This is a genomic window from Henriciella aquimarina (genome assembly GCF_002088975.1).
GTDB lineage: Bacteria > Pseudomonadota > Alphaproteobacteria > Caulobacterales > Hyphomonadaceae > Henriciella > Henriciella aquimarina.
Window position 1 is genome coordinate 1 of sequence record NZ_NCST01000112.1, and the last position, 12,133, is coordinate 12,133.

A 12,133-nucleotide genomic window follows, 5' to 3' on the forward strand; every position below is an offset into this window, starting at 1 on the left:
TGAGAACGGCGGTGCAAAATTAGACCACGGTAGCGCCGTCGTATTGGCGGTGCGGGCGGCGTAAAAGTCGTCCACTTTTTCCCTTCTTGCGGCAGCAGGGAGGGCGAGGAGATTTACACCGTGGAACTTTATCTGAAGGTCAGGCTGGCGCGCAGCGAGGGGATGAGCCAGCGGGATCTGGCGCGCCATTTCAACATATCGCGCGACAGCGTTCGCAAGATGTTGGCGTTCTCATCGCCGCCGGGATACCGGCGCACGAAGGAGATCAAGCGTCCCAAGCTTGATGGGTTCAGCGAGATCATCGACGGCTGGCTTGAAGAGGACAAGAAGTTGCCTCGCAAGCAGCGCCACACAGCGAAGCGGATCCACGAGCGGCTCAAGGCGGAACACGAGTTCACCGGCGGCTATACGATTATCAAGGACTACGTTCGGCAGCGTGAACGACGCACCCGTGAGATGTTCGTGCCGCTGGCGCATCCGCCGGGCCATGCGCAAGCCGATTTTGGCGAAGCGTTGGTTGTGATCGGGGGTGTCGAACAAAAGGCCCACTTCTTCGTCCTGGATTTGCCGCACAGCGATGCCTACTTCGTGCGGGCCTATCCGGCGGCGACGGCGGAGGCCTGGATGGACGGGCATGTGCATGCCTTTGCCTTCTTTGGCGGGGTGCCTCTGTCGGTTCTCTATGACAACGACCGTTGCCTGGTCTCGAAGATCCAGCCGGATGGGACACGGGTCCGCGCGACGCAGTTCAGCGGATTGCTGTCGCACTACCTGTTCCGAGACCGCTACGGGCGGCCGGGCAAAGGGAATGACAAGGGCAATGTCGAGGGGATGGTGGGCTACGTGCGCCGCAACCACATGGTGCCGATCCCCCACTTCCCGGATTGGGAGAGCTTCAACGCCTACCTTGAAGAGCAGTGCCGTGCCCGTCAGGGCGACACCTTGCGTGGGCACACGGAGATGATCGGCGCGCGCCTGCAGCGGGATCTGGCCGAGATGCGCCCCTTGCCAGCCGCCCCCTTTGAGGCCTGCGCACAGGCCAGCGGCCGGGTGAGCTCCCAGTCTTTGGTCCGCTACAACACCAACGATTACTCGGTCCCCGTGGCCTATGGCCATCAGGATGTGTGGGTGCGGGCCTATGTCGATCAGGTGGTGATTGGCTGCCGTGGGGACGTGATCGCACGCCATCCGCGGTGCTACGCGCGCGAGGACATGGTGTTCGATCCGATCCACTACCTCCCGCTGATCGAACGCAAGATCAATGCTTTGGATCAGGCTGCGCCCCTTGCGGAGTGGGACTTGCCAAAAGAGTTCGACACGCTGCGCCGCCTGATGGAAGCGCGCATGCTGAAGATAGGGCGCCGCGAGTATGTCCAGGTGCTGCGTCTTCTGGAGACCTTCGGCATGGAGGAGCTACACGCCGCCGTAAAGCAGGCCCTGAAGATGGGCGCGGTCGGCTTTGATGCTGTGAAGCATCTGGTTCTGTGTCAGGTCGAGAAGCGGCCACCACGGCTCGACCTCGACGTGTACCCCTACCTGCCACGGGCGCGGGTCGAGACGACCTCAGCGGCCAGCTACATGTCCCTGATGTCGGAGGCTGCGGAATGACCCATGCCCCCGAAATCCTGCTGGAGCATCACCTCAAGAGGCTGAAGCTTCCGACATTCCTGCGTGAGTATCAGAAGGTGGCGCGCCAATGCGCCGCCGAGGGCTTGGACCATGTCCAGTTCCTGACGCGCCTGGTCGAACTGGAGCTGATCGATCGCGAGCGACGGATGGTCGAGCGCCGCATCAAGGCGGCCAAGTTCCCGGCCACCAAAAGCCTCGACAGCTTCGACTTCAAGGCAATCCCCAAGCTCAACAAGATGCAGGTGCTGGAACTGGCGCGCTGCGACTGGATCGAACGGCGCGAGAACGTGATCGCCCTCGGCCCAAGCGGCACCGGCAAAACCCACGTCGCCCTCGGCCTGGGGCTCGCTGCTTGCCAGAAAGGGATGACGGTCAGCTTCACCACCGCCGCGGCCTTGGTCAACGAACTGATGGAGGCGCGCGACGAGCGTCGCCTGCTGCGGGTCCAAAAACAGATGGCCAACGCCAAGCTGCTGATCATCGACGAATTGGGCTTCGTCCCTCTCTCCAAAACCGGGGCCGAGCTGCTCTTTGAATTGATCTCGCAGCGCTACGAGCGCGGGGCTACGCTGATCACGAGCAACTTGCCCTTCGATGAATGGACGGAGACCTTCGGAACCGAGCGCCTGACCGGGGCGCTCCTCGACCGGCTGACCCACCACGTCAACATCCTCGAGATGAACGGCGAAAGTTATCGCCTGGCCCAAAGCCAGGCGCGAAAAGCCACCAAAACCTCCTGACCGACAATCCATGACTTGGCCCTCACGGGCCAAGGCGGCCAGTCAACCGCCAGCTATTTGGGGAGCGCGGTCGACTGGCCGCCAGCGCTCTATGCGCCCTTCACGCCCAACCCCAAAGTGGCCTACTTTTGCGCCGCCCTTTGGTCGGGTTTTACTCCGCCGTTGACACACAGTCCGCCTTGATCACTGTCAAAATGAGCCCCTGACGGTGCTCACAGGCGCGGAAAACCTCCGCGCTTGCCTAGGCAGGCCAGGCAAAGCGGTTAGGCAAGGCAAGTGCATTTTGGCTGAATGCCGGCTATCGCCGTGTTTGTGCAGGCGGGCGTGTGCGCGGCTCCGGCGCATATTCCACGCTCTGCCCCATGCGGGTCGGTTGAGGGTACATGGTCATCAGGGTCAGGACAGATTCGGGCATGTCGAGAGATATGTTGAGGCCGAGTGCGGCAGCTTCTTCAGCCGATATCGGATAGTCATGCGTCCACTGGCCGCTGCTCAGGGCCTCGACCAAAGCGGTTCGCTTGTCCGGCGCCACCTCCGGGGAGAGCAGGGCCTCAACGGCGGCCCGTAGCTGGTCGATCGCCTTTCGCGCCACGTCAGCCTGGATCAGTGTTTCATCATCGATTTCCGCGACCGGTTTGCGGGCGACGACGTCCAGGATGGAAACGGCCGGATACTGGTTGATCTGCGGGTCCACCGGACCAAGCACGGAGTGTGGCGACATGACGATCTCGTCAGCAGCCAGCGCAATCAGTGTCCCGCCCGACATCGCCATGTGCGGGACGTAGACGGTGACCTTGGCTGGATGCGCCCGGATGGCGCGGGCAATCTGGGTCGAGGCGAGCACGAGGCCGCCGGGCGTGTGCAGGATCAGGTCTATCGGGACATTGTTGCCGGTCATCTGAATGGCGCGCAGGACGGCTTCGGAGTCCTGCATGTCAATGTAGCGCATGACAGGAAAGCCCAGCAGGCGCATTGTTTCCTGACGGTGGATGAGCGCAATGACGCGGGACTGTCGGGTCTTCTCGATCTGGGAGATCTTCCCCCGCCGGGACCATTCCAGCATGCGGGTGCTGAGCACGGGCTGAAGGGCAAAGACCAGAAAGACAATCCAGATCAGCTCGCCCATCCCGCTTGTGCCTTTCGTTCTGTCCGAAGCCTATCCGGGCATCATCGCCTTCTGAAGGAGTGACAGCAATACGCCATCGACAGGACCGGCCCCGGCCGCGTCGTAAAGCGCCTCGCCTCAGCGGAGTTTGATCGGACGCAAAACGGCTTGTTCACTTGCGAACAGTCTTTCCTGGCCCAGTAAGCGTAAGGTCTGATCGGGCAGATAAGGGCTCTGATAGCCTTGTTAGCCACACTTGCAGTGGTGTCCCAGAGGAGGGTGCTTTGGGCCCTCATCAACAGGTCTCCGGAGGCTGCTTCGCAATAGAAGTCTGATTTTACCGTGATTTTACGAAATTGCTGTACTGCACAATAACGCATGTCTGTAATATTTGCTGCAGGGGGCCTGATTGGCGCATTTGAAGAATGGACGAAAGGCCGCCTTGGCCTTGCTTGCCTTTGGCCTGTCCAGCCTGCCCTCTGAGGCAAGCCCGGTCGCGATCTCATCGCCCGATCAGGTGCAGGGACTTCTCAACATGGTCTGGGTCATGGTGGCCGCCGCGCTCGTCATGGTGATGCAGATCGGTTTCCTGCTGTTGGAAGCCGGCATGGTCCGGTCCAAGAACTCGATCAACGTTGCCATGAAGAACATTATGGACTTCGCCGCATCGGTGCTGTTCTTCGCAGTGATCGGGTTCATGCTCGCCTTTGGCGCATCGTCCTGGCTGCCGGTCGGTTTCGAAACGGGTTTGGCCGGCCTGCGGGATATTGGGGGCGGCAACGAGATCTTCTTCCTGTTCCAGGCGATGTTCTGTGGAACGGCGGCAACGATTGTCTCTGGCGCGGTGGCCGAACGCATGCGCCTGTCGGCCTATGTCCTGGGCTCGATCGTCGTGGGTGCCCTGGTTTATCCTGTCTTTGTCCACTGGAGCTGGGGCGCAGCATTGCAACCGAATTCAGGCGCCTTCCTTGGCAATGCCGGATATGTCGATTTCGCTGGATCCACCGTGGTCCATGCCTTGGGCGGCTGGCTGTCCCTGGCAGCCTGTATCGTGCTCGGCGCGCGCCGGGGGCGGTTCCGGGAGAATGGCGAACCGGTCCGCTTTTCCGGCCATAGCCCGGTGCTCGCAGGTGCAGGCACGCTGATGCTTTATATTGGCTGGATCGGGTTCAATGGCGGCTCTACCGGAGCGGCCAGCACGAGCATCGGTTCGATTGTCCTGAACACGATCCTTGCCGGGTCTGCCGGCTGTATCGCCGGTTATCTCTGGACGATGATCGGGGACCGGACGGTCTTTCCGGAAAAGGTCATGAATGGCCTTATCGCCGGACTAGTGGCCGTCACAGCCGGTTGCCACATCCTCGACCCTGCCGCTTCAGTGCTGGTTGGCCTTGCCGGGGCGTCGGGGGCGCTGTGGTTCAATCAGTGGCTTGAGCACAATTTCCGGATTGATGATGCGGTTGGTGCGATCGGTGTGCACGGCTTTGCCGGCGTGTTGGGGGCCTTGCTGCTTGCCGTGCTCGCGCCGCAGGCCGCTCTGCCGGCTGGCTCATGGCTCGATCAGCTGGGTATCCAGCTCCTCGGCTGCCTGCTGAACTTCGCCTGGGCCTTCGGGACGGGCTTTGCACTCTACTCCGCGCTTAAGGCGCTGACGGGGATCAGGGTCAAGCCCGAGGCCGAAGAGAAGGGCCTGAACGAGAACGAGCATTCCACGCGCATCGGCATCGGTCATATCGAGGAAGCCATGGGCGATCTGGTCAGCGGCACAGCCGATCTCAGCATGCGCCTTCCCGTCGAGGGCGGAGACGAGGCCGAACGCCTGACACGCACCTTCAATGCGCTCATGGAGAACATGCAGATCAAGGAACTGGAAAAAGCGCAGAATGAAAGCGAACGGCGCACAGCCGAAGAAGCCGAACGTTTCTCCGCTCTGGCAAATGCCACATTCGAAGCGCTTTGTATTGCGGTCGATGGAAAGATCGTCGATGGAAATGCCGCACTTTGCCGGCTGACGGGCCTTGAGCTGGACAGCCTGCGCTCGCGCCCCTTGCAGGATTTCATGTCCTCTGACGACATCGCCCGGCTGGACGAACTTTCCAGCGTGGCAGGCGCGCCGGCCGAAGAATTCGCCATCGTCGATACCAGCGGCGAAACCATTCCCGTGGAAGTGCGCAGCCGCGACATGGAGTTCCGCGGTGTCGACACCCGCGTCCTTGCCATTGTCGACCTGCGCGAGCGCAAGAAAGCCGAAGCGCGCATCCGCCACCTGGCCTTGCACGATCCGCTGACGGGGCTGCCCAACCGGGCGCTGTTCAATGACCGGCTGACGGCCATGATCGACCGGACGATTACCGAAGGCTCCATGTCGGCGGTCGTGTTGATCGACCTGGATCGTTTCAAGGATGTCAACGACCTGCATGGGCATGCCGCGGGCGACCAGGTGTTGAAGGTCACAGCCGAGCGCATTCAGGGCCTTGTCGGCCACCGCGATACGGTTGCGCGTCTTGGCGGGGATGAATTTGCCGTGCTCCAGCTCAGCATCGATTTTGCCAACCAGGCAGAGGAGCTTGCGATCCGGCTCGTGGAAGAGCTTAGCAAACCGATAGAGTTGACCGGTGGTCAGCGGGTTCGCGTGGGCACCTCGGTCGGTGTGGCCTTCTGCCCGCGCGATGGCATTCAGAATGTCGGGCTGGTTACGCGCGCCGACACGGCACTCTACCACGCCAAGAATACCGGGCGGAACCGCTATGCCATCTTCGAGCATGGCATGGATGAGCATGTCCGCCTGCGCCAGCTGCTCGAACTCGATCTGTCCGACGCGCTCGAGGAAGACCAGTTCGATGTGCATTATCAGCCCCGGCTCAGCCTCGCGACCGGGGAGATTGTCGGTTATGAAGCGCTGGTGCGCTGGCATCACCCCACGCGCGGCATGGTTAGCCCGGCAGAGTTCATTCCGGTCGCGGAGGGCTGTGGCCAGATCGTCATGATCGGCGAATGGGTGCTGCAGCAGGCCTGTTCTGCGGCCGCCCGGCATATGGACACGCAAAGCGTGAGCGTGAATGCCAGCCCCGTACAGTTTCGTGACCACAACTTCGTCGAAGCTGTGCGCGCCGCGCTGCAGACATCGGGCCTGGACCCGGCGCGACTTGAAATCGAGATCACGGAAAGTGTCCTTATCGCCGAGGATGAGAGGGCGCTCGGGGTTTTCCGGGCCCTCAAGCGGCTCGGCGTCAAAATCGCGTTGGACGATTTCGGCACCGGATACTCATCGCTTAGCTATCTCAGCCGTTTCCCATTCGACACGATCAAGATCGATCAGTCTTTCGTGCAGAGTATCGGCACGGATGAGAACAGTATGTCTATTGTCGAGACCATCATCCGTCTGGGCCGGTCGCTGAACATGACGATCGTGGCAGAAGGCGTGGAGGCAGTGGACGACTTCACGACCCTGATCCGGACAGAATGCCATGAGGTCCAAGGCTTCCTCGTGGGGGCGGCCCAGCCGCAAGGCCGACTGCTCCGGATCGTCCCGGATCATGTCGCACAATCCCTTCATTCCGAAAAACAGCTGGCGAGCCTGCGCGAGCTTTCGGCTGAGGTCCATCGCAAGGCGGGGTGAGCCGGGAAGAACATATTCCATCTCGGACGTCGTGAAGCAGACCGCACGGAAATTTCGCTATGGAGTGGGCGTGACCAGGCCGGTTTCTGTGAGAAGTTCGATACATGCACGCTCGATCGGTTTTTCCGACACGGTCTTGGGGATCGCGTCGAGCTGCTGCCAGATGCCGGGAACCTCGTTCTTCTGTAGCTCGCCTGGCGCCCATGCCTTGACCGCGTCGAGGCTGGCGCCGTCTTCCAGAACAATCGCGGCGACGAGCTCCTTCTCGCCGGCAATGGTGGCTTCTGTCTGCACCCCATAGACGAAAACGTCGGCGACGGCGGGATGCTTGCTCAGCACGGATTCGACCATGAAAGTGTTGACGAAATCGCCGTTGCGGCGGACGCCGCCGCCTTCGCGGTGGTGGAAGTAGAACCAGCCTTCGGCGTCCATATGAGCGATATCGCCGCTCCGGAACCAGCCCTTCTCGACCTTCTCCCGGCCAGCTTTCTCGTTCTTGTAGTAATCGACAGGGCGGGCATCGCCATGCTTGGGACGGAAGCAGATATGCCCGGCTTGGCCTGGGGGCAGTTCGGTGTCGGTCTCATCCAGGATGGCTGCGATCATGCCTTGGGGCGGCCGGCCCATTGACCCGATCGGGCCTTCGCTCCGGCAGTTGATCAGCGCGCCGCCGCCTTCAGTGCTACCGTAAAGCTCGGTGATCTCCACGTCATAACGCTCTCGATAAGCGCCCCAGAGCCCAGCCGGCATGCCTGAGGAAATCACCAGCTTGACCGGATTGTCCGCATCATCGGATTTCACCGGGTTCGAAAACACTTCAGGGATCATGCCTCCCAGAAGGCTGAACGTGTTGCAGTCGAAGGTCCGGCAGATATCGAGCAGCCGCGTCTTGGTGAATGTCCGGCTGAACACTGCGGGCTGGGGGCGGCGAAGTGCGAGATTGAGCGTGAACTGGGCGTTGATGTGACAGAGCGGCAGGCCGGTATAGAGACGGTAGTCAGGCTCGATCCCCAGTTCCAGGAGCAGGGTGAAGTCGCGCTGATGGGAGGCATGAGTGCGCACCACAGCCTTCGGGTTTCCGGTGGTGCCCGAGGTGAACATCATGAACATGGGGCTTTCCAGGTCGATCTCGGCTATTTCGTCGAGTGGATCGGCGCTCTCTAGCGCTATGCGGTAGGGCGCGGCGCTCCAGTGACCCTCCGGGGCGGCGCCGGGATCGCCGACCATCAGGATAACCCCCAGCTCGGGCACCTGTCCGGCGACCATCTGCAGGGCTTCGCTGGCATAGTCGCCCAGGATGAGGGCTTTGCACGCCGTGAAATGGAGCATGAAGGCCAGCTTGTCGCCTTTGCTGCGCGGATCGACCGGAACGAACAACGCGCCAAGAAAGGAGGCGGCGATCATCGTCTCGACGAATTCGGGATGATTCCGGAGCATGATCCCGATCCGGTCACCCTGGCCGATACCGGCGGCACGCAGCCATCCGGCAAGGCGCCGCGCATTCGCTTCCAGCTCTGCGCAGGTGCGTGCCTCGCTGGCAAGAGAGCCGTCGGATTCGACTGTCACGAACGTTACGGCCGTCTCGTCAGGCGTTTCCGCGGCACGGGAAATAATCAGCTCCCCGAGTGTTTTTGATCGCAGATCCATGACCTCCCCCTTGCTGTTTCGTGCGGGTGATTGCTCCGGACGGCCTGTAGCCCCACGGAGACGTTCACCTCTCGCTTCAGTACTGAAGGGCTTGGGACGAATCGGCAAGCACGCCCTCCTGGTGCTGCGGGATCATTGTTCGGGGTTAGATGTCCGATGCGTTTCCCTCGATGTGTCTTCCGCGCGTTCCTTCATGATCGCATAACTGGCGACAATATCGAGCAATTGCTGGGTGATGGAGTTCTGGCGTTCCTCTCTGATGCTGGTCCCGAGCTCCGAGAGATAATCCTCGATGTGATGCTCAGCACGCTGCATGGCGGCAAGGCGTGAGGCATGTTCGCTGGCCAGCGATTCTCCGACAGCCTTGAAGAGCCCGAGGAAGACAAGCTCCCGGGTAAGCTTCGAGAACAGCGCTTCGGGCTCTGCTGTAAAGCTCGGCAAACCCCGCGTCGGCCAGGGCTTTTCTCTTAACCGGCTGAGCCGCTCTGCGGTGACCGGAAGAAGGGTCTCCTCCACCGTTTCGGCAAGTCTTTGTGTGGTCCGGCGGTTATAGATCACGCGGACCTCTCCGATCTGGTGGCTCTCGCGCTGCTCATCCAGCCACATCAGGATGGTCTGCACGGTTTCACCGATCGCGTCGGCCGTATTGGGAACCGGGATTGTCTGGTTCGGGACAATATCCCGGGCCATGATTCGGCCTTCCGCCCGAATGCCGACGGTCAGGATGCGGGCTCCATCGGCCCCAACGGTTCCTTCTGCAAACGCCGCGGCTGTGCGCTCGGCGACAGTGTCGTTGAAGCGTCCGCAAAGCCCCCGGTCCGACCCGACAATGATATAGGCCGGACTGGCCTCGGGCGGGGGCGTGACGAGGATAGATGATAGCGTCGCTTCGCGGAGAAGCGCCTGAAGGCCGAGGTCAACGACTTCGTGATAGTCCAGCATGGCGCTGACAGCAGCATCATACTGGCGAATGCTGACAGCCGAGAGGGATTTCATGACACGGACTACCGAGCGCAGGTCCTCTCCGGTCTTTTCCTTGCGCAGCATTTGCTCCAGCGTACTCAAGAGCTTGTTTCCTCGCCTGATATGAGGCCGGCATTTTCCAGCGCTGTTCGCATGGCTTGCAGGATCTCCGACTTGCCTTTGTCGTCCAGGCCTTCCTTTGCGCTGAGCTGAGAGGAGAGGTCCGGCAGGTCACGGCGTATAACGGTTTCTGCCTCGGGGAGCTTCTCCATGGCCACAGCGTCCAGCAGGCCGGACGTGGCCGCCAGCAGCACGCCGATCTGCTCGGCCATGGTCATGCGGTCATGTTCCCCCTGTTTCAGGATCTCGCGGATCCGCCGGCCCCGTTCCAGTCGTTGGCGGGTATCCTTGTCGAGCCTGGCCCCGAACCGGGAAAAGGCCTCCAGCTCTTCATACTGCGCATAGTAGAGGCGAAGATCGGGGGCGACCATGCGATAGGCGCGCTGCTGGGCGTCGCCGCCGACACGCGAGACGGAAAGGCCGATGTCCACGGCCGGCAGAATGCCTTTCTGGAAAAGGATCGGAGACAGATAGATCTGGCCATCCGTAATCGAAATCAGGTTGGTCGGGATATAGGCCGAAATATTCTGGGCCTGCGTTTCGATGACGGGCAGGGCGGTTAGCGAACCGCCGCCCTTGGCCTCTGACAACTGGGCGGACCGTTCCAGAAGGCGGGAATGAATATAGAAAATGTCACCCGGATAGGCTTCCCGCGCAGGCGGACGCCGCAAGAGGAGCGACAATTCCCGATAGGCGCGTGCATGGCGGGTCAGGTCGTCATAGATGATGAGAACGTCCTTGCCGCGTTCAACGAAATACTCGGCCATGCTGGTCGCGGCATAGGGCGCGCTGAATTGAAGGCCGGGTGCGTCCTCGCCGCTAGCAGTCACGACGATACTGCGTTGCATCACATCATTCGCCTTGAGGTTCTGGATCACACGGGCCACGGCGGAGGTGCGCTGACCGATCGCGCAATAGATGCAGATCACGTCCTCGGCACTCTGATTGATCATGGCGCTGACGGCAATTGCGGTCTTGCCTGTCTGCCGGTCGCCCAGGATCAGCTCGCGCTGGCCGCGCCCGACAGGGATGGCGGCGTCGATCGACTTGATCCCGGTCTGCAGGGGGCGGCTGACGGGCGCCCGGTCCATGATGGCGGGCGCGTGCCGTTCGATGGGCCAGTAGGTGGCCGCCTTGATCGGGCCGCGTTCATCCAGCGGCCGGCCGAGACCATCGACGACACGGCCGAGCAGGGCCGGACCGACCGGCGCATCCAGCGTACGTTTCGTACGCCGGACTTCATCGCCTGTCTGCAGGTGATCGGCATCGCCAAGCAGGACGATTCCGGCCATGCCCTGGCGGATGGTCGAGGCCGTCCCGTAAAGACCGCCCGGAAAGCTGAGCAGCTCGTCGATCAGCAATTCGGAAAATCCGCTGACATGCGCGACGCCTTCCCCGACCTCGGCCACGATGCCGACCTCAGCGAGCGTAGGATCCGGCCTCAGGTTACGGCGTGCTTCGTCGAGCGCACCGAACAGGGCCGCACTCATGCTCTTCAAGCTGGGGGACGGGCGGTCAGTCATTCGGCGGCGGCTCGCCTCTCTCTGGCTGTTTCCCCAGCAAGCGCTTCCTCGATCCTGTTTGTCAGCTGGTCGAGAAAACTGTTGAAGCTCCACTCGATAACCTGACTGTCCGCCCGCAGGCGAATACCGGCCAGAAGGTCATCCGCGGCCTCGAATTTCGGCTTGAGCGCTGGATCCATGGCGGTGTGAAGGCTCTCAGTGATTTGTTGCTTGTCCTGTTTGGAAAGCGGAAAGGCGGATTCGACCGTCACCGTGCCATCATGGCGTTTGCCCGCTGCCGCGACCTTCTTGCGGACGTCTGCGGGCATGGCGTCGAGCTTTCCGGAAAACGCGGCCACGATTCTCCGTTCAAGGTCTTCGCCAGCCAGTTCCTTCAGCGCCGTCCGGCATATTTCGACAATGGCGTCGGCCCCTTTCCCGCGGACGTCGGTGAGGAATTCGGTTTGTTCGCTGGCAAGCTGTTCCAGCCATGCGCGGCGCATGGTGTCGGTTTCCGCGCGTGCCTCAGCCTCGAGCTGGTGGCGGACTTTTTCCGCCTCCGCGTGGGCGTCTTCCAGCAGGGCCTTGCGCTCGGCGGCCAGCTTGGCCTGATCGGCCTCGAGGCCTTGGCGAGTGTTTTCTGCAGCCTCCTTCTCGGCGTCAGCCTCAGCCTTGCGTTTGTGGATCTTCTCCTCACGCGCGGCCATGGCCTTCATGACCGGGCCGTACAGGAATTTGTGTAGCAGCCAGACAAGGATCAGGAAGTTGACGGTTTGGGCCGCAACGGTCACCCAGTTGATTTCCATCC

8 protein-coding genes are annotated in these 12,133 nt (G+C 61.7%); 3 read left to right on the forward strand and 5 right to left on the reverse strand.

Annotated elements, in window-relative coordinates:
* Positions 1-120: 120 nt before the first annotated feature.
* Together istA and istB are read left to right on the forward strand one after the other, a co-directional pair.
* Positions 121-1,608, forward strand: coding sequence for an IS21 family transposase (istA, locus tag B8784_RS16780; protein ID WP_169712612.1), 1,488 nt, complete (start codon positions 121-123; stop codon positions 1,606-1,608).
* A complete protein-coding gene (gene istB / locus B8784_RS16785; protein WP_084396756.1) occupies positions 1,605-2,369 on the forward strand; it encodes an IS21-like element helper ATPase IstB in 765 nt (254 codons plus the stop codon). Before istA ends, istB begins: the two co-directional genes overlap by 4 nt.
* 298 nt (positions 2,370-2,667) lie before the next feature.
* Here the strand turns inward: istB and B8784_RS16790 are convergent, their stop codons facing one another.
* Positions 2,668-3,495, reverse strand: a complete 828-nt coding sequence (locus tag B8784_RS16790; protein ID WP_084399047.1) for an SDH family Clp fold serine proteinase — start codon at positions 3,493-3,495, stop codon at positions 2,668-2,670.
* Positions 3,496-3,883: 388 nt separating this feature from the next.
* Between B8784_RS16790 and amt the strand changes: the two genes are divergently transcribed.
* Positions 3,884-7,093 carry an ammonium transporter gene (amt, locus tag B8784_RS16795; protein ID WP_233356208.1) on the forward strand — a complete coding sequence of 1,070 codons (3,210 nt, stop codon included), beginning with the start codon at positions 3,884-3,886 and terminating at the stop codon, positions 7,091-7,093.
* A gap of 57 nt (positions 7,094-7,150) precedes the next feature.
* On the opposite strand, the gene B8784_RS16800 is transcribed toward amt, so the two are convergent.
* The 4 genes from B8784_RS16800 to B8784_RS16815 all read right to left on the reverse strand — a co-directional run bounded on the left by B8784_RS16800 (position 7,151) and on the right by B8784_RS16815 (position 12,131).
* Entirely contained in the window at positions 7,151-8,740 is a 1,590-nt protein-coding gene (locus B8784_RS16800; protein WP_084399048.1) for a class I adenylate-forming enzyme family protein, read from the reverse strand.
* Between the two features lie 132 nt (positions 8,741-8,872).
* Positions 8,873-9,805, reverse strand: a complete 933-nt coding sequence (locus tag B8784_RS16805; RefSeq protein WP_143435596.1) for a F0F1 ATP synthase subunit gamma — start codon at positions 9,803-9,805, stop codon at positions 8,873-8,875.
* On the reverse strand, positions 9,802-11,313 hold the full coding sequence (locus B8784_RS16810; protein ID WP_084399050.1) for a F0F1 ATP synthase subunit alpha: 1,512 nt from the start codon (positions 11,311-11,313) through the stop codon (positions 9,802-9,804). Before B8784_RS16810 ends, B8784_RS16805 begins: the two co-directional genes overlap by 4 nt.
* A gap of 29 nt (positions 11,314-11,342) precedes the next feature.
* On the reverse strand, positions 11,343-12,131 hold the full coding sequence (locus B8784_RS16815) for a F0F1 ATP synthase subunit delta (protein ID WP_084399051.1): 789 nt from the start codon (positions 12,129-12,131) through the stop codon (positions 11,343-11,345).
* Positions 12,132-12,133 lie beyond the last annotated feature (2 nt).

Coding starts and splice junctions, on each gene's coding strand:
- istB (WP_084396756.1), top strand. CDS start 1,605: ATGACCCATGCCCCCGAAATCCTGCTGGAGCATCACCTCAAGAGGCTG.
- B8784_RS16810 (WP_084399050.1), bottom strand. CDS start 11,313: ATGAGTGCGGCCCTGTTCGGTGCGCTCGACGAAGCACGCCGTAACCTG.
- B8784_RS16800 (WP_084399048.1), bottom strand. CDS start 8,740: ATGGATCTGCGATCAAAAACACTCGGGGAGCTGATTATTTCCCGTGCC.
- B8784_RS16790 (WP_084399047.1), bottom strand. CDS start 3,495: ATGGGCGAGCTGATCTGGATTGTCTTTCTGGTCTTTGCCCTTCAGCCC.
- B8784_RS16815 (WP_084399051.1), bottom strand. CDS start 12,131: ATGGAAATCAACTGGGTGACCGTTGCGGCCCAAACCGTCAACTTCCTG.